Below are 26,390 nucleotides of genomic sequence, written 5' to 3' on the forward strand. Positions count from 1 at the left end.
GCAACACTCCTTGCTTATGATTCTTCTTCCGGATAAGGGATTTCCTTTTCTTCAAAAACCTGGCCATCCCGCAGAACCTTATAAGTGGCATTCTGTCCGGGAGCAATTGTTATATCAATTGGGATTACCGTATCTTCATAAATCAGCTCTGTATGAACTGGTTCAGAACCAGGATTATTCATATCCTTAATGATAATCTGAACTTCATTTGGCTCACCTTCGGCTGCAGGCTCATAGGGAACGCTGATCTCAATATTTTCTGTCTTAGGAAGAAGTTCTTTTTCCCTTTTGAAAGAACCACCGTCACTTTCTGTCCGCTTGCCAGGTTTGTGCCTGGTGCCGGATCCTGATTGATGACTAGTCCTTCTGGGACTTCCTCATGAAATTCTTCTTCTCCATATTCTACTTTTAATCCCGACGATTCTTCGTACTCCTGCAGCCCCTTTTCGTTATAGCCGCGCAGGTCTTTTAAGGCAATTGGCGCCGGACCTTTGCTGACAGTAAAAATCAATTCTGTATCCTCGGGAACGACAAGATCGCCTTCTGAGAAGTTTTGGTCCAGGATTGTCCCAGCCGGCTCACTCTCATTATTTTCTTCTGTTTTTTCAATGCTTTTAAAATTTTTGCTTTCAAGCAAGCGGACTACATCGTCGTATTGCCTGCCCTGGTAATCAGCTAATTCAAATTTTTCCTTGCCAGTGCTTTCATAGATATCAATGGAAGTTCCTTCTTTTACGGTTCTGCCTGCTTTCGGATCTGTTTTTACTACCAGACCTTCTTCCACATCAGGGTCACTTATCGGCTTTGTATCCCTAACCGTAAACCCAGCGGCAATAAGCTCTGCTACTGCGTCTTCCACCTCTTTTCCTGACACATCAGGAACCTGGACATCCTTGGGCGCAATAAGATCAGGTAAAACAGTTATGGCCAGGATGCCTAACACAGCCAGAAACAAAAAGACGGATACCAGAATAATTGGCCATTTCTTTTTCTTCTTTTTTTCTTTTTTCCTTCTTCTTCTTTTCAGGAAGAGGTTTTGCCACAGGCTGCGTGTCTCCCTTTGGATCCTTAGCATGTACAAGTGTTTCGTCCATGCTTTGGTATGGGCGGTCATCCGTAATAACAGGGATTGCCTTTGTAGCATCATCGTCAATCGGGACCATAAACTTTCCTTCATGAAGCCTTTCGGGTTCAAGCGCTGTACTGATATCCTCTTCCATATCTTCAACAGAATCATACCTGTGAAAAGGATCTTTAGCTGTCGCTTTTAAAACGATATTTTCAACACTTTGCGGTATTGAAGGATTCCATCTCTTAAGGGAAGGCGTCTCTGACTGCAGATGTTTGAGAGCTATTGATACAGCGGATTCACCTGAGAAAGGAAGCCTGCCTGTCAAAAGCTCAAACATAACAATGCCAAGGGAGTAGATATCAGACTTTCTGTTGGCCATCCCCCCTGGCCTGTTCCGGAGAAAGATAATGAACAGAGCCTAAAACAGAATTGGTCTGAGTTATACTGGTAGCGCTTAATGCCATGGCAATTCCGAAATCAGTAATCTTTACATTACCATGCCTATCTATCAAAATATTATGCGGTTTAATATCCCGGTGTATGATATGGTTTTGATGTGCATGAGATATGGCTGAGGTGAGCTGTTTCATAATTTCCAGCGAATCATCTATGCGAATCGGGCTGTTTTGCTGTATGTATTGCTTTAACGTTTGTCCATCTACATATTCCATCACAATATAATAGATTGAATCCTCTTCGCCAACATCATAGATACTGACGATGTTCGGGTGGGCTAAGCTGGTAGCTGATTGGGCTTCACGATGAAAACGGCGGATAAATTCTTCATCTTCGGCAAAATCCATCCGAAGCACTTTCACCGCTACATCTCGATCCAGAATCATGTCATGGGCCAGGTAGACATTTGCCATGCCGCCTCCGCCAATCATATCAAGAATCTTATAGCGGCCGCTTAATCTTCTTCCCTTAATCATCATTTATCATCCCGCTCTCATTGCTTTCAAAATACTCAGCAATCACGAGCGTAATATTGTCTTCGCCGCCATTATTATTGGCCTGTTCAATCAGCACTGAGGCTTTTTCCTCCAGAGTTCGTCCGCTTTTGAGGATTTCAATCATTTCAGCCACATCTACCTTGTTGGACAAACCGTCAGAGCATAATAATAATAAATCGCCCTCTTCAAACGTTATGGTTTTGATATCCATCTCAACCGCTGCTTCAGTTCCCAATGCCCGGAGGAGCACATTTTTTCTTGGATGATGCTCAGCATCTTCCTTGGTAATCTGCCCGGACCTTACAAGTTCATTCACTAGGGAATGATCTTCCGTCAGCTGCTGAAAACCCGATTCATTCAAGATATAACATCTGCTGTCGCCGATATTGGCAATTGTCGCAAAACGATCAGTACAGATTGCAGCCACAACAGTTGTTCCCATGCCTTCACATTGTTCATTTTCTTTCGAATGTTCATAAAGAATGGTGTTGACCTCTGCAATATACTTCCGCAGCCATCCTTCCGCCTCTTCGGCAGTCTGAAAGTCATCTGTCTGATCCCAGAATCCTTTTAAACTTGTTAGCGTCATTTCGCTTGCCACATCGCCAGCCCGGTGGCCGCCCATGCCATCTGCTACGATGGCAAGGCGCTGCCCCTTGCTGTTCACATAGATGCCGCCATTATCTTCGTTATGCTGCCTGACTTTGCCTTGATCTGTCATAAAAACAGCTTTCATTCTGTCACCTCGTCTCCTCTTTTCGCTCCTTTGCACGAAGTTGTCCGCATGCTGCATCTATATCATGACCGTGCTCCCTGCGAATGGTTACATTAATGCCGTGGTTCTTCAGTGTCTTTTCAAAAGCAAAAATTTGATCCTTGGGTGTCCTCACATAATCTCGTTCAGGCACATAGTTTACTGGAATCAGGTTAACATGGCACTTCACATTTTTTATTAGCTTTGCCAGCTCTTCGGCATGTTCCACCTGGTCATTGACCCCTCCGAATAATCCATATTCGAAACTCACTCGTCTGCCTGTTTTATTTATATAGTACCTGATTGAATCCATAAGGTCCGGCAGCTTATAAGCTCTATTTATTGGCATCAGGCGGCTTCTGATTTCTGTGTTTGGAGCATGTAATGAGATCGCGAAATTGATCTGCATATTTTCATCTGCAAATTTATAGATTTTTGGGATGATTCCGCTAGTCGAAACAGTGATATGGCGCGCACCGATATTCAGCCCTTTATCATGGTTGATTATCTTCAGGAATGACAGCATACTGTCATAATTATCAAATGGCTCACCGATCCCCATAATAACAACCGAGCTGACCCGTTCATCTGTCTCATCTAGTGCCTGTTGTACTTTTACGACCTGAGCAACGATTTCTCCTGCTTCAAGATTCCGTTTTAATCCGCCTAAAGTTGAAGCACAGAATGTACAGCCGATTCGGCAGCCCACTTGAGTAGTTACACATACTGAATTACCATAGTCATGCCTCATCAGTACGGTTTCAATGGAATAGCCATCATGAAGTTCAAATAAAAATTTTATTGTCCCATCAGCTGACTCCTGCTGAATGATCGTTTTAAGAGTTGTCAGCGAAAAATTTGCTGATAGCGTATCTCTTAACCCTTTTGACAGGTTCGTCATATCCTCAAATGATGTGATTCTTTTTGTGTAAAGCCAATCAAAAATTTGCTCAGCCCTGAAAGCTTTCTCATTATTTTCTTTAAGCCAATCCTTCAGCTCATTCAGCTGTAAAGTATAAACGGATGGTTTTTGTTCTGCTTCTGTTATTTTCTCTGCTGCTGTTTGTTCCATTTATTGCACCTTCTTTCTCAGACAGGCTATATAAAACCCGTCCGAACCAATATCCTGCGGTAAAATCTGCAGTTCAAAATTATCTATAAACGGAGCAATTGCTTTAGGCATTCGCTCACGAACTGATATATCTCCCTCAAATTCCGCATTATTCTTTAAAAACGACTGGACAACATGCTGATTCTCTTCCTTGTCCACTGTACATGTACTATAAACAAGAATACCACCTTTTTTCAGCAAAGGTGAAACGGCATCCAAAAGATTTCTTTGAATCTTATGAAGATGATATAAATCATCTTCTTTTTTTGTGTATTTCATATCAGGCTTTCTTCTCATAACTCCAAGGCCTGAGCATGGGGCATCCACTAAAATACGGTCAAATGATTCTTTTTCATAATGCTCCTGCACTTTCCTGCTGTCAAGGGCATTTGTCTTAATATTCGATAGTCCCAGTCTATCGGCATTATCATTAATCAGCTTTACTTTATGCTCGTGAAGGTCCAGCGAAATGACTTGTCCAGTATTTTGCATTTTTTCTGCAATATGTGTGGTTTTTCCTCCGGGTGCTGCGCAGGCATCCAGAATCTTTTCATTTGGATTTCCTCCAAGGGCATAAGCAGCGAGCATGGAGCTTTCGTCCTGAATAGTAATCAGGCCATCTTTGAAGACACGCGAATTGGCAAGGTTTCCTCTTAAACATTTAATGGCAACTGGTATAAACTGACTTGGTTCCACTTCAAATCCTTCTTCCTTAAGAAGTGACAAGCATTCTTCCCTCGAGGCCTTTACCTCATTTACCCTTGCAGTCTGAAGTGGAGCAGTCAAGTTAATTTCACACATTTTCTTTGTTTCTTCAAACCCAAGCTGATCGGCCCATCTTTTTACAAGCCACGCGGGATGACTAGTCTCAATGGAAAGGCGTTCAACACTGTCTTCAATTTGCTCAAGATCAGGAAGCCCCTTTCTTTGAACGTTCCTGAGCACGCCATTGACCATGCCGGAAATCCCTTTATGCCCCCATCGTTTTGCTATTTCTACTGCCTCGAAAATAGCTGCGCGATCTGGAATTTTATCAAGAAAAACCATCTGATACAGTGTAAGCCTTAAGAGCTGGTTTACCCAGCTTTCAATTTTTTTATTGCCTGCTAAAAAAGGCTGCAGGTAAAAATCGAGTGTCATCCGGCGTTGAAGGGTACCATAAGTCAGTTCAGTAAGAAGACCGATGTCCTTCTGGTCAATTTCGTTCTTTTTTATGGCGTTATTAAGTAATAGATTGCTGTAGGACTGATTTTTTTCAATGGCTTCGAGAAGTTCCAGTGCAGTTTCTCTTACATTTTTCTTTTTTAGCTTTTTCATTCGGAGTCTCCCAAACGGCCGCCGGGAGTTAGATGGGATCCTGAGCCTCTTAAAAATTGTTCTGCTGGCATCTTTTTCTTTCCGGAAGGCTGCAGTTCTGTAATTTTAATGGCTGTCTCATTCCCTGCTGCCACAACGATTCCATCTTCCTCAAGCCTGATAATTGTTCCCGGTTCTTTGTTTTCAGCAGATTTAACCTTCTCCGAATTCCAGATTTTAATCACTTTGCCGTCAAAAGTTGTATAGGCAACCGGCCATGGATTTAACCCTCTAATGTGGTTATAGATTTCTTCACCAGTTTTGCCCCAGTCGATTTTTTCCTGTTCTCTTTTAATGTTATAAGCAAAAGTGGCTTCTTCATCATTTTGCCTGATGGGAGTGAGTTCACTATTCAGGAGCTTTGGCAGTGTTTCAGACAAAAGCTTTGACCCAGCAGCGCTAAGTTTATCGTGAAGAGTGCCAACTGTATCTCTTTCCGTAATCGGCACTTCCACTTGTGTTAAAATATCGCCGGCATCAAGCTTCTCAGCCATGTACATAATGGTGATTCCCGTTTTTTCTTTCCCCTGCAGAATGGAGTAGTGAATAGGTGCACCGCCGCGCAATTCAGGAAGCAATGATGCATGTACATTTATGCAGCCGAACTTGGGTGCATCCAAAAGCTCCTTCGGCAAAATTTGTCCAAATGCAGCCGTGACAACCAGGTCAGGCTTAAGAGCAAGAACTTTCTCCAGCTCTTCTGGCTGGCGGATTTTTTCGGGCTGATACACAGGGATGCCCTGTTTTTCAGCTTCGACTTTTACAGGCGGGGAGTAAGAACCTTTTTCCTTCCAACAGGCCTGTCGGGCTGAGTAACCACTCCGATTACTTCATATCCGTCCTCTATTATTTGCTTCAGTACAGGCACTGAAAAATCGGGTGTGCCCATAAATACGATTTTTGTCATTCAGCTTCCAATCCTTCCAACTCTTCTTCGTTCAAGTATCTTGTAACTTTTGAGGTAAATAGCACCCCATGCAAATGATCAATTTCATGGAGGATCGCTCTTGCCAGGAAATCCTCAGCCTCGAGGGTAAAATATTTCCCTTTTCGATCCTGCGCCTTGATTTTTACATATTCAGGCCTTGTTACTTCACCATATAACCCAGGAAAGCTCAGGCACCCTTCAGGGCCTGTCTGTTCCCCATTCGTTTCAAGGATTTCCGGATTTATTATTTCAATTGTTCCAAATTCATCATCTATATCAACAATGGCAATTTGCCTGCTAAGCCCGATTTGCGGAGCAGCAAGCCCGACACCATCGAATTCGATCATCGTATCATACATATCATTTAACAGCTTGCCCAGTTTTTTATCAAACACCTTAACGGGTTCGCATTCTGCCTCCAGAACCTCAGCCGGATAAGATACAATTTTTTTTACTGCCAAAACATTTCCTCCATTTTTATCTATTTTCAACCAAATTGAGTTTATTCATAACCACAAAAACAGAAGCTCCTGAGAAGCTCCTCCTAAATAGCTAACGCTTTTAGACGTATGATTTGATGCTGTAAAACGTTCTTAGTAAGGCCAACAGTTCTGTAAGTTCAAACAAACTAACCTTATGGTTAAGAAATTACATTAAAATATAAGGATTCAGGTCAATTGAGACGGATAGGCCCCCAGTAGCAATATCCTGCTGATAATTATCCAGGACTTTCTTCAGCGCCAGGCCAAGTTCCGGCTCCCGCTTGTATTTTATCAGACATTGATACCGATATCTATTATTGATCCGCGGTATCGGCGATGCAACTGGACCAAGGACTTTACTCTCTGCAGATAATTTTGACTGAATATACTGCGTGATCTTCTCAGTTACCGAAACAGCCTTCATTAATTCCTCGTGGCTGACGGTGACAAGGGATATATAGTAGAAAGGGGGATATCTATGAATTTTGCGGACCATCATTTCTCTTTCATAAAATTTATCGTAATCCTGCTCCCCCGCCAGTTCAATACTATAATGTTCAGGAGTGTAGGTCTGAATAATTACCTCCCCTTCCAATTCATGCCTCCCTGCACGCCCGCTTACCTGAGTCAGAAGCTGAAAGGTTTTTTCAGAAGATCGGAAATCAGGCAGGTGCAGCATCGTGTCTGCCGATAGTACGCCTACTAAGGTAATATTGGGGAAATCAAGACCCTTAGCAATCATCTGAGTCCCAAGAAGAATATCTGCATGCCCTTCCTGGAATTGATCAAGGAGCTTTTCATGTGCTCCCTTCCTGCTGGTTGTATCGACATCCATCCGGATTACCTTCGCTTCCGGCAAAATTTTCGCCAATTCCTCTTCCACTTTTTGAGTGCCTGTTCCAAAATAACGAATATGCTCACTTTCGCATTCCGGACATGCATTTGGAACTGGTGCCTCATAGCCGCAGTAATGGCATTTCATCTGCTGGTTATACCGATGATAAGTCAAAGATATATCACAATGAGGACAATTAATAACATATCCGCAGTCCCTGCACATAACAAATGAGGAATGTCCTCTTTTATTTAAAAATAATACGATCTGCTCTTTTTTCCCGAGACGGTCTTTAATTTTTTCGAGGAGTTTCCTTGAGAACATCGAGCGGTTCCCTTCACGCAGCTCTTCCCGCATATCAATGATATCAACGGAAGGGAGAGCCTGATTGTTCATTCTATTTTCGAGAGTGAGGAGATGGTAAACTCCTTTATGTGCTCGCGCAAAAGATTCCAATGAGGGAGTTGCACTTCCAAGCACCACAGGACATTTATGATTTCCCGCTCTTTCGATGGCGACATCCTTTGCATGGTATCTTGGGTTCTCTTCCTGCTTATAGCTGGTTTCGTGCTCTTCATCAATGATAATGATTCCGAGGTTTTCAAAAGGGGCAAAGATAGCCGATCGCGCTCCCACAACAACCTTGACTTCCTTCCGCTGAATCTTTCTCCATTCATCATACTTTTCTCCAGCTGAAAGGCCGCTGTGCATTACGGCAACCTGATTGCCAAATCTGCCCTTGAAGCGTTTGACCATCTGCGGAGTTAAAGAAATCTCAGGAACAAGGACAATGGCTTCTTTGCCATTCTCAAGCACTCGCTGAATGGATTGCAGATACACCTCAGTTTTTCCGCTTCCTGTTACCCCATAAAGCAAAAATGTTTCATGCCGGTTATTTTCAATAGAATTAAGGATCGGGATTATAGCCTTTCTCTGTCCATCGGTCAAAAAGAGCGGTTCAGTTCTTTCGAATTCACGGTCTCCAAATGGATTTCGATAAATTTCCACGTCCCTCTGCCCAAGCAGCCCTTTTTGCATAAGCCCTTTTATGGTGGACGATGTTATTCCAAACAAGGAAAATAACTCTTTCTGATCGACCGGTCCTTCCTCATGAAGAAAATACTCAAGCACTTCTTTCTGCTTGGTTGCGTTGCCCGGAAGCTGTTGAAGATAATCAGCAAGCTTATTAGGGTCAGCAGCCGCGAATACCTGCTTTACTTTTTTCTTTTTCACTCGTTCTTTTACTTGGTAGATAATTTCGATATTTCCATTGGATGCTTCCTTTTGAAGAAGCGGCAAAGCTCCGCTCTTTACTGCATCATCCCATAAAATTTCTTCAGTTTTCTGGAAGAGAGCAGATACTCTTTCAGGAAGCAGTTTACGATCTGCATTTTTTGCCATTACAAGCTTCTTTTCGTATTTTGCCTTCAATGCTGCAGGCAGCATTGCCTGAAAGGCAGAGATTTTGTAGCATAATGTTTTTTCTGTCAGCCATTCACCTAGAGTCAAGAGCTCCTGATTAAGGACTGGATTTAAGTCCATCGGCTCTGAAATGGATTTAAGCTGCTGAAAATCGGACTCTGCTTGTAATGCTGTTACAAACCCCTGGATCTTCCTAGGTCCAAATGGAACAACAACCCTCATGCCGGGGAGAATGACACCTTCCAGATGAGAGGGTATTTTGTAGTCAAATGCCCGGTCTGTCTGTTTGGCAGGTACATCGACAATGACTCTCGCAATATTCATTCATGCTCATCCTTTAGCAAGATCGCAGCTTCTTCAAGAATTTTTACTGCAACATCCTTTTTTGCCATAAGCGGAAGCTTTTCCGAAGACCCATCTTTTTTAAAAAATGTAACAATATTGGTGTCTGTTCCAAAGCCTGCTCCTTCTGCAGTTACATTATTGGCTACGATCAGATCGGCATTTTTCCTCTTTAGCTTGCCCTGTGCATACTCATCAACCTGTTCAGTTTCAGCCGCAAACCCTATAAGGATTTGCTTCTTCTTTTTTGTCCCAATTCGAATAATATATCTTTTGTTCTTTCAAGTTCCAATAATTCATCCCCGGGCTGTTTTTTCATTTTTTGCGCAGAAGTCACCTTTGGACGATAATCGGAGACTGCAGCGGTCTTAATGACAACATCCGCATGATCAAATTCGCTTATTGCCGCTTGATACATTTCCTCAGCAGATTCTACCTTTATCAGTTTTAAGCCAGCAGGAGCATTAATTGTAACCGGACCGGATATCAATACAACTTCAGCTCCTGCAGATACAGCTGCTTCCGCAATTGCATAGCCCATTTTACCTGAAGAATGGTTTGTAATATAACGGACAGGATCAATTTTTTCCCTTGTTGGGCCGGCAGTTATGACCACTTTCCGGCCAGATAGCTCCAATCTGGAAGGCTTAAAAAATTCTTCAATTGTATCTATAATTTTCTCTGGTTCTTCCAGCCTGCCTTTTCCAACATAGCCGCATGCAAGATACCCTTCTGAAGGCTCTATGAATCTGCATCCAAAACGATATAAGGTTTCAATATTTTTCTGGACAGCAGGATGGCTGTACATATGTACATTCATTGCAGGCGCAATCCAGATTGGTGATGAGGCCGCCAAAAGGGTTGTTGTGATCATATTGTCTGCAATTCCATTGGCCAGCTTTCCGATTACATTTGCTGTAGCAGGAGCAACTAGAATCAAATCGGCCCAATCAGCCAGGTCGATATGAGCAATTACTTTCGAATCTTTTTCATCGAAAGTGTCGGTGTAAACATCATGTCTTGAAAGAGCCTGAAAGGTTAATGGTGCTACAAACTTAGCAGCCGATTCACTTAGGATAACTTTCACCTGCGCTCCAGCCTGAGTAAGCTTGCTCGTTAAGGCTGCAGCTTTATAAACAGCAATTCCGCCGGTTACACATAATAATATCTTCTTTCCAGTCAGCATTATATGACCCCACCAATCTAAAAAAATAATTCATCTCTATGAAAAACGGCCTGCTATATATTTCTATAAGCAGCACTGGCCGTTAATGGCTTAGTTTTCATGATAGTTTTATTATGCAAGAAGAGCAGTGAATTTTCATCTAATAAAACCTTTAAACAAAAATAACAACCTTTTAAAAGGTTGTTATTCAGCGATTTTACTCGTATGATTCATTCGCAGTCTTTTCACCAAGCCGATAATGAAGCTGGTCCGCATGGATTTCCTCAAGTGCTTTTCCCACATTTTTATGTGATTTATAGCTCTCAAGCTGTGGTCTGGCATTAAGCTGAAGCTTACGGGCACGCTTGGCAGCAACAGAAACAAGTGAATATTTGGAATCAATCTTTGTCATTAGAGAATCAATAGAAGGATAAAGCATATTTATTCTACCTCCAGCATCTTTTTGTATTTAGGTTCTACACGTTCCCTGCGGCAGTGTTCTGCTACTACAATGGATTTAATTCTTTCGCAGGCAAGATCGATTTGATCATTCTCTACAACATAATCATATAAGTTCATCATTTCGATCTCTTCTTTCGCTGCACTCATGCGATTGTTAATTATATCTTCTGTCTCTGTTCCCCTGGTTACGATACGGTTCTTAAGCTCGGATAAACTAGGTGGAACCAGGAAGATGAACAAGCCGTCAGGGAATTTCTCACGCACTTGGCGGGCACCCTGAACTTCGATTTCAAGAAAAACATCTTTGCCCCGGTCCAGTGTTTCTCTTACATAATCAACTGGCGTTCCGTAGTAGTTACCGACGAACTCTGCATATTCAAGCAGCTTATCCTGCCTGATCAGCTCTTCAAACTCTTCACGCGTTTTGAAAAAATAATCAACTCCATTGACTTCTCCTGCTCTCGGAGATCTCGTTGTCATTGATATGGAGTATTCAAACGCAGTATCAGGCTGAGCAAATATCTCTTTTCTTACTGTTCCTTTTCCTACACCTGAGGGTCCGGATAGAACAATCAATAACCCTTTTTCTTTCATTTATAAAATCCTACCCTTCCTCAACAATTTCATCACGGTCATTTAATCGGTGCGCAACAGTTTCCGGCTGGACCGCAGACAAAATGACATGGTCACTGTCCATAACGATAACAGCCCGGGTGCGCCTTCCATATGTAGCATCTATTAAAGAGCCCCGGTCACGTGCGTCCTGAATGATCCGTTTAATCGGGGCAGATTCTGGACTGACTATTGATATTATCCGGTTGGCAGAGACAATATTGCCAAATCCGATATTGATCAGTTTAATTGACATTTGGGTCCTCCAATCATCAGTTATTTATTTTGACCCCCAGAGCCGGAATCTAAACAACTGCTATTCAATATTTTGAACTTGTTCCTTCATTTTTTCCAGTAAACTCTTTATTTCAACCACTTCGGCAGCTATCTCTGCACTGTTTGCCTTGGAGCCGATTGTATTGGCCTCCCGGTTCATTTCCTGCAGAATAAAGTCAAGTTTTCTTCCAGCCGGTTCTGAAAGCTGAAGGGTCTTTTCAAATTGGCTAATATGACTTTGAAGTCTTGTCAGTTCTTCACTGATATCCGCTTTATCAGCGAACATCGCTACCTCTGTTAAAATTCTCGGTTCATCCACCTGGCCATCAAGAAATTCTCTCATACGCTTTTCCAATCTCTCCCGGTAAAGCTGCACGACTTTTGGAGTGTACTCTCTCAGCTTGAGGACCCTGCTGCTTAAAAGACTAAGATGGCTTCGTAGATCTTTTTCCAGCTCATCCCCCTCAAGCCTCCTCATCTCAGTTAACTGCAGGCATGCTTCTTCAGCAGCAGAAAGGACCAGCTGGCTCAATTCTTCATTGCCGGACTCCTTTTCTTCTATACCAATCAGTTCTTCCCGTATGATATTCCCGATGGATAGATCCGTTGAGATTTGGTACTTTGTTTGAATTGCAGTTATGTATTGATAATATTCATCCAATAGTTCCCAATCAACATTAACTTTCCTGCTGGACAGGCCATCGCCGTCAATGGTGATATAAACCTCGATTCTGCCTCTTTTGATATGCCCGTTAAGCTTTTTCTTAATCTTGTCTTCGATATGCATCAGCTGTCTGGGCATTCTGATCTGAAACTCGGAAAAACGATGGTTTACAGTCTTTATTTCAACCGTAATGGAACATTGCCCGGATTCTTTCTTGCTTCTGCCATAACCAGTCATGCTTACTGCCATTTCTCACACTTCCTTTTGGGAAAAGCACAGCTTATAAAAAGCACTATTACTTTCAGTTAGCGGCATGATGCCTGTGCAGTTATGTATAAAAATCAAGTAATGATGTAGATTTATATGTTTGCGCAAAAAAGAAAGGTAATAGAGTTCTTCTCTACTACCTAAAGGATTATAACATATTTCATTTTGTTTTTCTTGCCAAAAATGTGCCTGCCAGTAAAAATGTTGGTACGGCTGAGAGTCCTGTGATCATAAACCAGTCGCGCAATTCAATTGGGACGGTGTGAAAAATTGGCTGAAGCGGCGGATAGTATATGACAACCAGCACTAAAGCAAGGGACGAGATGACTGCCCAGACTAAATATTTATTGCCGAAAGGATTTCTCGAGAATACAGATTTTTCACTGCGGCAATCAAATACATGAATCAGCTGTGCCATTACCAATGTAGCAAATGCTACTGTCTGTGCATACGCAAGATGTTCCGGATTTGCCCTATAGGCAAAAATGAACGCCAGCAATGTCACAAGGCCAATTAAAAAACCTCTGGAAACTACTTTCCAGCCAAGCCCTCTTGAAAATACACCTTCCTTTGGACTCCTCGGCTTCCGCTTCATCACATTTTCCTCTGGCTGGTCAAGGCCAAGAGCCATTGCAGGAAGTCCATCCGTTACAAGGTTCACCCAGAGAATCTGGATTGGCACTAAGGGCAGCGGAAGGGCAAGAAGCATAGCAAACAGCATAACCAGAATTTCACCAACATTGGATGCAAGCAGATATCTGATAAACTTTCGAATATTCTCGTAAATATTTCTTCCTTCTTTTATCGCGGCTTTTATGGTAGCAAAATTGTCATCGAGCAGTACCAGAGCGGAGGCCTCTTTGGCAACATCGGTCCCTGTTATGCCCATCGATATTCCGATATCTGCTGCTTTAATGGCCGGGGCATCATTGACACCATCCCCTGTCATGGCAACAATATGGCCTCTGTTCTGGAGAGCCTTTACAATTTTCAATTTATGCTCAGGTGATACTCTGGCAAATACTGCGACATCCTCAACCACATCTTCAAGATCTTCAACCGCCATCTCTGCCAGGTCTTTGCCCTGAAGGACTTTAGAGCCTTGTGTTAAAATGCCTAACTGCTTGGCAATTGCCTGTGCAGTAATCACATGATCTCCTGTAATCATGATCGTTTTAATTCCTGCTTCCTTGCATTCCTTGACTGCTTCCCTTACCTCAGGCCTTGGCGGATCAATCATCCCCTGCAGCCCGATAAATGTTAATCCCTTCTCCGCCTCTTTCTCATCAAGAATGACATTTTTTGAGGGGATTTCCTTAAAGCCAATCGCTATCGTTCTCAAGGCTTGAGAAGCTAGATCTTCTATCGCTCCCTGAATTTCACCTGTGAGCTCCCTCGAAAGAATCTGACGCTTCCCCTCCCAAAGAACCGATTCACTCTTTCCGACTAATACATCGGGTGCTCCTTTGGTTACTATAAATTGCCTTCCGTTATGATCCTTTACCACAACACTCATCATTTTTCGGGCTGAGTCAAACGGAAACTCATTGATAATCTGGAATTGGTTTAACAGACTGCTCCTGTTATAGCCCGCCTTCATGGCCGCTACTAGCAGAGCCCCTTCTGTCGGATCTCCATCAATCACAAACTCATTATTTTTCTGCTGTATTTCAGCATGGTTGCATAACATGCCAAACATCAGCATTTGCTGGAGTGCTTTATCACTTTTCGGTTCAATTTGATTCTCATTTCTATAAAAATGGCCTTGCGGCTCATAGCCGATACCATCTACTCTCCACTCTTTCCCGCCGCTCCAGAGATGCGTAACTGTCATTTTGTTTTGAGTCATAGTGCCAGTTTTGTCTGAACATATCACAGATGCACAGCCCAGTGTTTCAACCGCTGGAAGCTTCCGGACGATTGCTTTTTTCTTATCATTCTTTGTACCCCAAGCGACAGAGCTACCGTCACGATGGCCGGGAGCCCTTCTGGAATGGCTGCTACTGCCAAGGAAACACCGGCAAGGAACATTGTATATAATTCCTGCCCCTGCACCACACCAGCCACAACAACAAGGACAGTCAGTAAAATCGCTGCCGTAATGAGGATTTTGCCCAGCTGTTCCAATCTTCTCTGAAGCGGAGTCGTCATTGTTTCAGCATTCTGCAGAAGATCAGCAATCTGCCCCATGGCAGTATTCATCCCTGTTCCGACAACTACGCCCAGTCCATTGCCACGGGTTACCATAGTCCCCATAAAAGCCATGTTCTCCATATCTCCAATAGCCAGATTAGCAGTTTTCAAGGAACCGGTCCTTTTTTGGACAGGAAGAGATTCTCCAGTCAAAGCGGATTCCTCAATTTCCAGGCTATTGGACTCTACGATTCTCATATCTGCTCCAATTCTGTCACCTGTCGCAAATTTCAATAGGTCCCCTGCCACCACTTCTTTGGAAGGGATCTTCTTCCATTGTCCATCACGCAATGCAATAACTTGAGGAGCTGATAATTCCTTAAGTGCGTGCAAAGACTTTTCCGCTTTTCTCTCCTGAAAGAAACCCAAAAAGCCATTTATGACTACAATTGCAATAATGGCAATTGCATCAATATATTCACCAAGCAGCCCTGATATTAAGGTTGCTGCTAACAGGACAAGAACCATGAAATCTTTAAATTGACTAAAAAATAAGAGTAAAGCTGACTGCTTTTCTCCCTCTTTCAACTCATTATAACCATATTGTTTATGCCGTTTTTTTACATCATCCTCTGTTAAGCCCGCCTTAATATCTGTATTTAAGGCTTGCTCAACCTCCCTTTCATTCATTTCATGGAACTTCATCCGGACATCACACTTCCTCCTTTGTGGTTTGAGAAAAGCCATGAGCTGCATGGAGAAGGGATACAATAGTAAAGAAATTCATCAGCACTCACAGCCAGACTTTAAGAGAATCCGCCAGATGGCAGACCGTCCTGCTTCTTCTGGTCAATCAAGTGAAGCAGAGTTGTCCAATCTCACTCTAAAGAAAGCATATTCAGCCCTGTCCAAAAAAATGCTATTATTAAAAAGAAAAGCGGAAGCGCCTTGCCCACCCCCGGTATCTCGAGGGGGTAGGCTGCTTGCGCCAGACAGTTATCGAAGTACGAAGATATATATTCTGATATTATAGAAAAGCGGAACCCCCTAGCGAAGACATTAAGCCAAGTCTTAAAACTTGATTTTTATTATTTAAATGAAAGAATAATGTATATCTGCAGCAAGTGATAGGCTGTTATTTTTAATAGAAGAGGATGTTCCAATATGTCATTTGATGGTTTGTTTACAAGAGCAATGACGAAAGAGCTTATAGATACTTTAAAGGGCGGCAGAATCAATAAGATTCAGCAGCCTTATAAGAATGAAATTATTTTAGTTGTGCGGGCAAATGGGAGGAATCACAGGCTCTTGCTGTCAGCCCATCCAAGCTATGCGAGAGTCCAGCTTACCAATGAAGCACATGAAAATCCATCAGAGCCTCCGATGTTCTGCATGCTTTTAAGAAAGCATCTGGAAGGATACATACTTGAAGATGTCCATCAAATCGGGCTTGACCGTATAATCGTGTTTGAAGTTAAAGGCAGGAATGAGATTGGTGATACATCCTATAAACAGCTGATTGTTGAGATAATGGGCAGACACAGTAATATTACATTGGTGGATAAATCCCGCAATATTATTCTAGATAGCGTCAAACATGTATCTTATGCAGTTAATAGCCATCGTGCGATTTTGCCTGGACAGGAGTATATTCTCCCTCCGTCCCAGGATAAAATGAATCCTTTCGAAGCAGACAAAGACGATATACTTCGTAAGATCGACTTTAACAGCGGGAAAGTGGATAAACAGCTCGTAGCGAGCTTCGCTGGAATTTCACCGCTTTTTGCAAAAGAAGTCATACACCAAGCTGGTCTTATAAACAGAACAACTGTTCCAAACAGCTTCCAGCAATTAATAGGCTCCCTAAAGGACCATTCCATAAGGCCAGCCATTACAGCAGGTGAACAAAAGGAAAGCTTTTATTTATTGCCTCTCCAGCATATAAAAGGGGAAAGCAGGGAATTTAATTCCTTGAGCGAAATGCTGGACCGCTTTTATTTTGGAAAAGCGGAAAGAGACCGGGTCAAACAGCAATCCAATGACCTTGAACGATTTATAGTAAATGAGAAAGAAAAGAATGAGAAAAAATTGAAAAGCTAAAAAGAACCCTCCATGAAGCAGAAAATGCCGATAAACATCAATTATATGGAGAATTAATCACAGCCAATATTTATGCGATCCAAAAAGGGATGAAGGAAGCGGAAGTCATCAATTATTACGATGAAAATGGCGGAGCGGTTATCATTCCGCTGGATCCACAGAAGACTCCTTCAGAGAATGCACAAAAATATTTTACAAAATACCAAAAAGCAAAAAATGCAGTAATTGCCGTAAAAGAGCAAATTAAGAAGGCGGAAGAGGAAGCGTCATACTTCGATTCTCTTCTGCAGCAAGTAGAAACTGCATCAACAAGAGACATTGCCGAAATTAGAGAAGAGCTTGTTGAAGGCGGTTATATTAGAGAAAGGCAAAGACGGGGCAATAAAAAACAGCAGAGCCTTAAGCCTGTTCTTGACCGCTATACTTCCACAGACGGAACCGAAATATTGGTTGGAAAAAACAACAAGCAGAATGATTATTTAACGAACAAGTTGGCCGCAAGGGATGAGATCTGGCTGCATACAAAGGATATCCCTGGTTCACATGTGGTTATCCGAAGCAAGGAACCGGCAGAAAATACAATTCTTGAAGCTGCATCTCTCGCAGCATACTTCAGCAAAGCCCGTAATTCCAGTTCAGTACCAGTTGACTTCACCCAAGTCCGGCATGTTAAAAAACCAAGTGGAGCGAAACCTGGATTTGTCATATATGACCATCAGCAGACAGTTTACGTTACGCCTGATGAAGAAACGGTGCTGTCATTAAAGCAAAGTCTGTAAATAAATGAAAAAAGCAAGCTCAGATGCTTGCTTTTTCATTTATCAAAAACTGCTTTATTGTGTTACTTTTCCCCACTCTGCAGGATCTTTTCGCCATTCTACCAGCTTCTTCATATCCTTTTCCTGAATATAGCCATTTTCAACGGCTACTTCTGTCAGAGCTTCAATATCGGTCAGGGTATATGCTTCAATTTTCTCTTTGTCCAGCATTTCCTTTCCTTTTTCCAGCTGGTATGTAAAGATAGCTGCAACACCCAGCACTTCACAGCCCGCTTCTCTTAAAGCCTTGACAGCAGTGATAGCACTTCCTCCTGTTGAAATCAGATCTTCAACAACAACAACCTTCTGGCCTTTGTCAGCTTTTCCTTCAATTTGCTTGCCTTTCCCATGGCCCTTAGCCTTTGAGCGGACATAGCACATAGGCAGTTCCATAATGTCACTTACCCAGGCAGCATGCGGAATGCCTGCTGTTGCTGTACCTGCAATTAGTTCTGCTTCAGGAAATTTGTCCAGAATGATTGATTTAAGGCCAGCAGCTATTTCTTTTCTAACTTCAGGGTATGACAATGTAAGACGGTTATCGCAATAGATTGGAGCACGTAATCCTGAAGACCATATAAATGGATCGTTTGGGTTTAATGCAACTGCTTTTATATCTAATAATTTTTCTGCTATTTTACGCTTCATTTAGAACGCCCTCCCAAGATTGCTTGCATTGAATATATTTTTCAAATGGATTTTCCGCTCTTGTAATCGATCGGCCTACTACAATTGCGGAAGCCCCTTCCTTTCTGGCGAATTCAGGTGTTGCCACTCTTTTCTGATCTCCGGAGTCGTCAGATAACAGTCGTATTCCCGGTGTTACAGTCAAAAAGGAAGATCCTATTCGCGAACTTATCTCCCTTGCCTCAAGACTTGAACATACTACCCCATCAAGTCCTGCTTCTTTGGCAAGCTTGGCATAATGAAGAACAGATTCGTTTAATGAAGCAGGAATTAACTGCTCTGATTTCATTTGCTGTTCGGATGTGCTTGTCAGCTGCGTCACAGCAATACAAGATGGCCTTTTCCCTGAACTACCGGCTTCAAGTCCTTCACGTGCTGCTTCCATCATGGCTTTTCCTCCTGCGGCATGGACATTAACCATATCGCAGCCAAGCCCGGCAAGCCTCTTCATTGCACTTTTAACAGTATTAGGAATATCATGAAGCTTGAGATCAAGGAAGATCTCATGCCCTTGTTCTTTTAGTTCGTGAACGATGGAAGGACCCTCCTGATAAAATAACTCCATGCCGACCTTTAGAAATAATTTTTCATTTTCAAAGTTTTTCAGAAAATGATTAACTTCCATTTTCCCTGAAAAATCAAGAGCAATAATGAGCGGCTTTTTCATTCTTCTTCCAGCTCCTTCCTATACATTCTGAAATATGTTCATATCCAAGGTTTTCAATAAGTTCGGGCAGCCTATCGATAATTTTCGGACACACAAAAGGATCTACGAAGTTAGCTGTTCCAACCGCTACTGCACTTGCACCCGCATAGAAGTATTCGATTACATCCTCTGCAGATTCAATGCCGCCCATTCCGATTATAGGAAGGGACACCTGCTGGCTCACTTCATAAATCATCCTTAGCGCGACAGGCTTAATGGCTGGCCCTGAAAGTCCCCCTGTTCTATTTGCCAAAATCGGATTGCCTGTTTTTAGATCGATTCTCATGCCAACAAGCGTGTTGATCATTGTTAAACCGTCAGCTCCGCCATCTTCCACTGCTTTCGCCATTTCTACAATATTTGTGACATTTGGTGAAAGCTTTACATAGACAGGAACCTCTGAAACCTCTTTTACTTTTTTCGTTAGGTTTTTAGCAATTTCCGGTATAGTCCCAAAGGCAATTCCGCCTGTTTTTACATTCGGACAGGAGATGTTGAGCTCAAGCGCATGTACATTCGGGCTTTCAGAAATTCTTTTGGCAACCGCAACATAATCCTCTTCCTGCGAACCAGCTACATTGGCAATGATCGGTACATCATATTGTTCAAGCCAGATCAGTTCTTCATTCACCACTTTTTCCAGTCCTGGATTCTGCAGTCCTATTGCATTCAGCATTCCTGCTGAGGTCTCAGCCACTCTTGGTGTTGGATTTCCAAAACGGGGCTCAAAGGTTGTCGCCTTAATCATGATCGCACCCAATTGGCTCAAATCATACATTTGGCTGAATTCTCTTCCGAAGCCAAAGCATCCTGATGCAGGCATGATTGGATTTTTTAATTCCAGTCCAGGCAGATTGACATTTAATGAGTTCATAGAACTACCTCCCCTGCTTTAAAGACCGGTCCGTCACTGCAGACTTTTTTATAACTGTATCCATCAGGATCATCCCCTGTATGGCAAACGCATGCAAAGCACGCTCCGATGCCGCAGCCCATTCGTTCTTCCAATGAAAGGTATACCGTTTTATGAGAGTATTGATTTTCAAGCGCCTTCAGCATCGGCGTTGGGCCGCATGAATATAAAACATCGAAATTAATATTAAATTTATTAATAACATCTGTAACAAAGCCTTTCGTTCCTGCACTTCCATCAGCTGTAGCCAGATAGGTCTCGCCCAGCTGAGCAAACTTTTCTTCATAGAAAACCGCACTTGCTGACTGAAAGCCAAGGACATGTATCACCTTAACACCATGGCTTACAAGCTGTTTGGACAACTCATATAAAGGGGGACTCCAATTCCGCCTCCCACAAGAAGTGCTGTATCCCCCCGGCCAGCTTCACTGATAGGAAACCCATTTCCCAGCGGCCCCAATACATCTGTGTAATCGCCAGGTTTTTTTCTGAAAGCATCACCGTTCCCCTGCCTTCAGCACGATATATCATCTTAAACTGGCTTTCATCAGGTAAAATCTCTGCAATGCTGATCGGCCTTCTTAGCATCGGGTCATAACCCCCGGATATTTTCAAATGCACAAATTGCCCGGGCACTTTCATTTCATGAACAAGCTCACCTTGAAGGGTGAGCTCGTAAATGTTTTCGGCAAGTTTATTTTGCGATATTACAGTGCAGTGTTCCTGTCTGATCAAGATAAAACCGCCTCCCGGACTTGTTCTGGCTTATCCATCGCATCTGCTGAGAAATTCATTGATTCGATTACTTGAAGGATTGCTTCTGCCGTATCCAGGGAAGTAAGGCATGGCACGCCATTTTCCACCGATTCACGGCGGATGCGGAAGCCATCTCTGGCAGGCTGCTTTCCTTTTGTTAGAGTATTTATAACAAATTGCGCTTCGCCATTTCTGATGACATCCAGAAGGTTTGGCCCTTCTGAGCCGATCTTTCCAGTCACCTTTACAGGAATGCCGGCAGATTTAAGGAATAACGCTGTTCCGCTCGTTGCCATTAGCCTGTAGCCGATGGATACAAATCTCTTTGCCAGCTGCAGCGCCTCATCCTTATCCTTATCTGCGACAGTCATTAGTACGGTTCCAAACGGCTGGATTTTCATGCCGGAAGCAACAAGGCCTTTATAAAGGGCTTTTTCAAGCGTTGAATCTTTTCCCATAACTTCTCCAGTTGACTTCATTTCAGGCCCTAAAGTGATGTCTACTCTTCTTAATTTTGCAAAAGAGAACACTGGGACTTTTACAAACACGCCTTTTCTCTCCGGCAGGAGGCCAGATCCGCAGCCCTGCTGAGCCAATGTTTGGCCCATGATAACTTTCGTGGCGATTTTGGCCATTGGCACGTTTGTAATCTTGCTCAAGAAAGGAACCGTCCGGCTTGAACGCGGGTTGACTTCCAGGACATATACTTCCCCTTTTGCCACTACATACTGGATATTCAGGAGACCTATAATGCCAAGGCCCTTAGCCATCTTCTCGGTATACTCAACAAGCTTGTCTTTGATTGCTTCTGATATATTTTGCGGAGGATAGACGGCAATGGAATCTCCTGAGTGTACTCCAGCTCTTTCAATATGCTCCATGATGCCTGGAATAAGCACATTTTCTCCATCCGAAATGGCGTCCACTTCTATCTCCTTCCCAGTCAGATACCGGTCGATCAATACTGGATGCTCTGGATTTACTTTAACAGCGTTTTCCATATAATGAAGAAGCTCGGCTTCTTTATATACTATCTCCATGGCCCTTCCGCCAAGTACATATGATGGTCGGACAACTACGGGATAACCGATTTCACCAGCAACCGCTACTGCCTGCTCCACTGATAAGGCAGTCTTTCCTTTTGGCATCGGAATGCCAAGCTCTGCAAGAGCTTGCTCAAATTTATCCCGGTCTTCTGCCCGGTCTACATTTTCAAGAGAAGTTCCGAGAATTTTCACGCCTCTCTTTACCAGATCTGCTGCAAGGTTAATCGCTGTTTGTCCGCCAAATTGCACAACTACACCTTCTGGCTTCTCAAGATCAATGATGTGCATAACATCTTCAATCGTCAGCGGCTCAAAATATAGCTTATCGGAGATGCTAAAGTCAGTAGAAACAGTTTCCGGATTATTATTAATGATGATTGCTTCATAACCTGCTTCCTTGATGGCCCATACTGCGTGGACAGTTGAATAGTCAAACTCCACTCCCTGGCCAATTCGGATAGGTCCTGAGCCGAGAACAACAACACTTTTGCGGCCGGTTACATCCGATTCGTTCTCATCTTCGTAAGTTCCATAGAAATACGGTGTTTCAGATTCAAATTCTGCTGCACATGTATCAACCATTTTATAAACCGGTACAATATCTTGTTCTTTTCTCCAGCTGTATACTTCCATTTCACTTGAATCCCACAGCCTGGCAATCACCAGATCGGCAAATCCCATTTCCTTTGCAGCTTTCCCTGTTTCAGGGTCAAAAGGATTTTCTGTTAATACACTCTCAAAATCTATGATTTTCTTAATCTTATGAAGGAAGAATAGATCAATCATACTCCATTCATGGATCGTCTCGATGGTGACTCCCCTTCTGATGGCTTCTCCGATATAAAACAAACGTTCATCGCCTGCTTTTCGAATCCGCTTTTCGATCAATTCATTCGAAATTTGGTCAGCGTCCTTCAGCTCAAGATGATAAATGTTGGCTTCAAGTGAACGGACTGCTTTCAGAAGAGATTCTTCAAATGTGCGGCCTATTGCCATCACTTCACCTGTAGCCTTCATTTGGGTCCCAAGCGAACGGTTCGCAGATTCAAATTTATCGAACGGCCAGCGTGGAATTTTTGAGACAATATAATCCAATGCCGGTTCAAAGCAGGCATATGTTTTTCCTGTCACAGGATTCATCATTTCATCAAGTGTCAGCCCCACCGCTATCTTGGCTGCCAGTTTGGCAATCGGATATCCTGTTGCCTTGGATGCAAGTGCTGATGAACGGCTGACACGCGGGTTAACTTCAATGATGTAATAATTGAAGCTATCCGGATCAAGTGCCAGCTGGACATTGCATCCTCCTTCAATCTCAAGGGCGCGGATAATTTTTAATGAAGTGTTTCTAAGCAGCTGATATTCACGATCACTTAAAGTTTGGCTTGGAGCTACAACAATGGAATCACCTGTGTGGACACCTACAGGATCGAAGTTTTCCATATTGCAGACAACAATCGCATTGTCATTGGAGTCTCGCATCACTTCATACTCAATTTCTTTGAAGCCCGCAATGCTCTTTTCAAGCAGGCACTGTGTTACAGGGCTGTTCTTCAAGCCGCTTGTCACAATTTCGATTAACTCTTCTTCATCGTGGCAGATTCCCCCGCCTGTCCCCCCTAATGTAAAAGCAGGGCGTACGATGACCGGATAGCCAATCCTATTTACAAATTTATAGGCTTCTTCAAGATTATGGATAATTTCACTTTCAGGCACCGGCTCGCCTAGTTCATTCATCAGATTCCTGAAAAGATCCCGGTCTTCCGCTTTTTGAATAGCAGATAATTTTGTACCGAGGATTTCAACCCCGCATTCTTCCAACACACCTGATTCAGCAAGTTCTACTGCCAGGTTTAATCCTGTCTGTCCCCCAAGAGTAGGTACAAGGGCATCAGGGCGTTCTTTTCGGATGATGCGGCTGACGAATTCCAGCGTAAGCGGCTCAATATATACAGCGTCAGCAATTTCAGTATCTGTCATGATGGTGGCAGGATTGGAATTTACTAGAATGACACGATAACCTTCTTCTTTCAATGCAATGCAGGCCTGTGTTCCAGCATAATCAAACTCTGCTGCCTGTCCGATGACAATTGGTCCTGATCCGATAACTAAAATGCTTTTTATATCTGTACGCTTTGGCATGCTGCAGCACCTTCCTCTTTATGTGATTCAATCATTTGCAGGAATTGTTCAAATAATCCATTTGCATCCTCCGGTCCCGGTGAAGCCTCAGGGTGATATTGCACAGTGAACGCCGGGACTTCTTTATGTTTCAAACCTTCAATCGTTCCATCGTTTAATGCAATATGTGTTACTTCCAGAGGACTACCCGAGATGGAGTTTTCTTCCACTGAATATCCATGGTTTTGAGATGTTAATGCGACTTTTCCGGTTTGCAAATCTTTTACCGGATGGTTTGAACCGCGATGGCCGAATTTCATTTTTTCTGTATTGGCACCGCATGCGAGGGCAAAAAGCTGATGTCCCAGGCAAATCCCAAAAATCGGCACGTTTCCTAACAGACCTTTAATCATTGTGATGGCTTCCGGAACATCTTTCGGGTCTCCCGGCCCATTTGAAAGCATAACCCCATCCGGGCTCATGCTGAGTATTTCTTCAGCTGTTGTATTATATGGTACAACAATCACATCACAATCCCGTTTGTTTAATTCTCTTAAGATACCGTGTTTCATGCCGAAATCTACAAGGACTACCCTTCTGCCGCGTCCGGGGCTTGGATAAGGTGTCTTAGTTGAAACTTTCTTAACCTGATCGTTTCGCAGCTTGGTTGCCCGCAGTTTTTCTAAGATTAATTCCGGGTTTTCACTTATGCTGCAAATAGCACCTTTCAGCGTACCATGCTGCCTGATAATCCTTGTTAATTTTCTAGTATCAATCCCAGCGATCCCAGGGATGTTTTTCATCTCAAAGTATTCAGCAATTGACTGTTCATTTCTCCAGTTTGATGGAAACTCGCTTGCTTCTTTTACAATGAACCCGGAGATGGCAGGGGAGATGGATTCAAAATCATCTCGATTAATTCCATAATTTCCGATTAAAGGGTATGTCAATGTTACAATTTGTCCACAGTAGGAAGGGTCAGAGAGAATTTCCTGATAACCCGTCATTCCTGTATTGAATACTACCTCTCCAATCGAATTCGTATCGCTTCCAAAGCCTTTTCCAATAAAAATTGTTCCGTCTTCCAGAATCAGCTGTTTTTTCATGCTTTTACACTCCTTCTGTTCCAAACAATTTTTCCTTCAGCTATTGTCATGACTGGCCAGCCTTTACAATCCCAGCCAGTAAATGGCGTGTTTTTCCCTTTTGATAAGAACTGAACAGGGTCAATCTTTTCCTGGCGGTTTAGATCAAGCAGGACAAGATCAGCGATTCCACCTGCTTCCAATTTTCCTGATTGAATGCCGAATGCCTTTGCTGGCTTGATTGTTAAATAATCAATCAGCTGTTTTAGCGTGAATATTCCCTTCTCGACAAAGTGTGTGTATAGAAGCGGGAAGGCTGTCTCAAGTCCAACAATCCCAAAAGGCGCCAGCTCCATCCCCTCTTCTTTTTCCGCTGCTGTGTGAGGTGCATGGTCGGTCGCGATAAAATCAATCGTGCCGTCCAATAATCCTTCTATTAAGGCAGCTCGGTCATCTGCCCCTCTTAATGGAGGATTCATTTTAAAGTTTGCATCCAGACCTGGGATATCCTCTTCACATAGAAGGAGGTGATGAGGTGTCACTTCGGCCGTTACCTTGATGCCTGCCCGCTTTGCATCTCTTACCACCCTGACAGACTCTTTCGTGCTGATATGGCAGACATGATAATGGCAGCCAGCAGCTTCGGCAAGGAGTACATCCCTTGCGATTTGCACTGATTCACAGACGGAAGGGATACCATTTAAACCATTCTCTTTAGCAAAAACTCCATCATGTACGGAACCTTTGTTAATGAGGGTATTTTCTTCGCAGTGCGCAACAATCGGCATTCTTATCTCTGCGGCATTCCTCATTGCCTGCAGCATCATGGCTGCTGATTGAACCCCAACTCCGTCATCTGTAAAAGCAAACGCTCCAGCTTCTTTCAGTGCTTTAAAATCTGTTAATTCCTGGCCAAGCTCACGGATCGTAATCGATGCATATGGCAAAACCTTGACCGACGCAGTCTCTTCAATACGGCAGTTCAATTTATCAAGCTGTTCTTTCGTATCAGGTACAGGCCGGGTATTCGGCATGGCAGCAACCGTTGTGAAACCGCCTTTGGCTGCTGCTTTAGTGCCAGTTTCAATGGTCTCTTTCTTTTCACCGCCAGGTTCACGCAAGTGTACATGGAGATCTATAAAGCCTGGTGCAATCAATAAGCCTTCAGCATCAATCACTTCCTGTGCCTTTTCCTCGATACCTGCACCTATCCCGGCAATTTTTCCTGACTTTATGTAAATGTCAGTTTTTACAAAGTTCCCTTCTTTAGTAAGCAACTGGCCATTTTTGATTAATATTGACATGATTAGCTCCCCTTCAATAT

General features: G+C 43.1%; 15 protein-coding genes and 6 pseudogenes. 1 reads left to right on the forward strand and 20 read right to left on the reverse strand.

The features are described from left to right. Nucleotides 1-14 precede the first annotated feature (14 nt). The 13 genes and pseudogenes from pknB to M5V91_RS12320 form a co-directional block, all read right to left on the reverse strand. Nucleotides 15-2,004: pseudogene (gene pknB / locus M5V91_RS12260) on the reverse strand (Stk1 family PASTA domain-containing Ser/Thr kinase). Further along, a complete protein-coding gene (locus M5V91_RS12265) occupies nucleotides 1,997-2,761 on the reverse strand; it encodes a Stp1/IreP family PP2C-type Ser/Thr phosphatase (RefSeq protein WP_019381735.1) in 765 nt (254 codons plus the stop codon). Before M5V91_RS12265 ends, pknB begins: the two are co-directional and overlap by 8 nt. Nucleotides 2,762-2,765: 4 nt before the next feature. Next, nucleotides 2,766-3,851 (reverse strand): dual-specificity RNA methyltransferase RlmN, encoded by a 1,086-nt coding sequence (gene rlmN, locus M5V91_RS12270; RefSeq protein ID WP_019381734.1) that lies wholly within the window; start codon nucleotides 3,849-3,851, stop codon nucleotides 2,766-2,768. Then, nucleotides 3,852-5,207 carry a 16S rRNA (cytosine(967)-C(5))-methyltransferase RsmB gene (gene rsmB, locus M5V91_RS12275; RefSeq protein WP_009330814.1) on the reverse strand — a complete coding sequence of 452 codons (1,356 nt, stop codon included), beginning with the start codon at nucleotides 5,205-5,207 and terminating at the stop codon, nucleotides 3,852-3,854. After that, a pseudogene (gene fmt / locus M5V91_RS12280) lies at nucleotides 5,204-6,153 on the reverse strand (methionyl-tRNA formyltransferase). Before fmt ends, rsmB begins: the two are co-directional and overlap by 4 nt. Next, a complete protein-coding gene (gene def / locus M5V91_RS12285) occupies nucleotides 6,150-6,635 on the reverse strand; it encodes a peptide deformylase (protein ID WP_009330816.1) in 486 nt (161 codons plus the stop codon). Before def ends, fmt begins: the two are co-directional and overlap by 4 nt. 187 nt (nucleotides 6,636-6,822) lie before the next feature. Next, a complete protein-coding gene (gene priA / locus M5V91_RS12290; RefSeq protein ID WP_251175160.1) occupies nucleotides 6,823-9,237 on the reverse strand; it encodes a primosomal protein N' in 2,415 nt (804 codons plus the stop codon). Then, nucleotides 9,234-10,441 (reverse strand): annotated as a pseudogene (coaBC, locus tag M5V91_RS12295) (bifunctional phosphopantothenoylcysteine decarboxylase/phosphopantothenate--cysteine ligase CoaBC). The gene priA and the pseudogene coaBC overlap by 4 nt, the downstream one beginning before the upstream one ends. Nucleotides 10,442-10,637: 196 nt before the next feature. Further along, entirely contained in the window at nucleotides 10,638-10,859 is a 222-nt protein-coding gene (rpoZ, locus tag M5V91_RS12300; protein WP_009330819.1) for a DNA-directed RNA polymerase subunit omega, read from the reverse strand. A gap of 2 nt (nucleotides 10,860-10,861) precedes the next feature. Beyond that, a complete protein-coding gene (gmk, locus tag M5V91_RS12305) occupies nucleotides 10,862-11,476 on the reverse strand; it encodes a guanylate kinase (RefSeq protein WP_009330820.1) in 615 nt (204 codons plus the stop codon). Between the two features lie 10 nt (nucleotides 11,477-11,486). Beyond that, on the reverse strand, nucleotides 11,487-11,750 hold the full coding sequence (gene remA / locus M5V91_RS12310) for an extracellular matrix/biofilm regulator RemA (RefSeq protein WP_009330821.1): 264 nt from the start codon (nucleotides 11,748-11,750) through the stop codon (nucleotides 11,487-11,489). Nucleotides 11,751-11,810: 60 nt separating this feature from the next. Beyond that, nucleotides 11,811-12,683, reverse strand: coding sequence for a YicC/YloC family endoribonuclease (locus tag M5V91_RS12315; RefSeq protein WP_009330822.1), 873 nt, complete (start codon nucleotides 12,681-12,683; stop codon nucleotides 11,811-11,813). Between the two features lie 178 nt (nucleotides 12,684-12,861). Next, nucleotides 12,862-15,539 (reverse strand): annotated as a pseudogene (locus tag M5V91_RS12320) (calcium-translocating P-type ATPase, SERCA-type). A gap of 459 nt (nucleotides 15,540-15,998) precedes the next feature. Here M5V91_RS12320 and M5V91_RS12325 point away from each other — a divergent pair. Beyond that, a pseudogene (locus tag M5V91_RS12325) lies at nucleotides 15,999-17,713 on the forward strand (Rqc2 family fibronectin-binding protein). Between the two features lie 54 nt (nucleotides 17,714-17,767). Here the strand turns inward: M5V91_RS12325 and pyrE are convergent. From pyrE to pyrC, 7 genes and pseudogenes are all read right to left on the reverse strand, one after another. Further along, a complete protein-coding gene (gene pyrE, locus M5V91_RS12330) occupies nucleotides 17,768-18,400 on the reverse strand; it encodes an orotate phosphoribosyltransferase (RefSeq protein WP_019381728.1) in 633 nt (210 codons plus the stop codon). Beyond that, nucleotides 18,390-19,106: an orotidine-5'-phosphate decarboxylase gene (gene pyrF, locus M5V91_RS12335; protein WP_009330826.1), complete on the reverse strand. Its 717-nt coding sequence runs from the start codon at nucleotides 19,104-19,106 to the stop codon at nucleotides 18,390-18,392. The genes pyrE and pyrF overlap by 11 nt, the downstream gene beginning before the upstream one ends. Continuing rightward, complete coding sequence (locus M5V91_RS12340; protein ID WP_251175159.1) at nucleotides 19,078-20,019, reverse strand: dihydroorotate dehydrogenase; 942 nt, start codon at nucleotides 20,017-20,019, stop codon at nucleotides 19,078-19,080. Before M5V91_RS12340 ends, pyrF begins: the two co-directional genes overlap by 29 nt. Further along, nucleotides 20,016-20,793 (reverse strand): annotated as a pseudogene (locus tag M5V91_RS12345) (dihydroorotate dehydrogenase electron transfer subunit). Before M5V91_RS12345 ends, M5V91_RS12340 begins: the two are co-directional and overlap by 4 nt. Then, nucleotides 20,790-24,002, reverse strand: a complete 3,213-nt coding sequence (gene carB / locus M5V91_RS12350; RefSeq protein WP_009330829.1) for a carbamoyl-phosphate synthase large subunit — start codon at nucleotides 24,000-24,002, stop codon at nucleotides 20,790-20,792. The pseudogene M5V91_RS12345 and the gene carB overlap by 4 nt, the downstream one beginning before the upstream one ends. Then, a complete protein-coding gene (locus M5V91_RS12355; RefSeq protein WP_009330830.1) occupies nucleotides 23,981-25,087 on the reverse strand; it encodes a carbamoyl phosphate synthase small subunit in 1,107 nt (368 codons plus the stop codon). The genes carB and M5V91_RS12355 overlap by 22 nt, the downstream gene beginning before the upstream one ends. Continuing rightward, the gene (gene pyrC, locus M5V91_RS12360) at nucleotides 25,084-26,370 is read right to left on the reverse strand and encodes a dihydroorotase (protein WP_009330831.1); all 1,287 of its coding nucleotides are present in this window, start codon (nucleotides 26,368-26,370) and stop codon (nucleotides 25,084-25,086) included. The genes M5V91_RS12355 and pyrC overlap by 4 nt, the downstream gene beginning before the upstream one ends. Nucleotides 26,371-26,390: the final 20 nt, after the last annotated feature.

Source organism: Cytobacillus pseudoceanisediminis (assembly GCF_023516215.1).
Lineage (GTDB): Bacteria > Bacillota > Bacilli > Bacillales > Cytobacillaceae > Cytobacillus > Cytobacillus pseudoceanisediminis.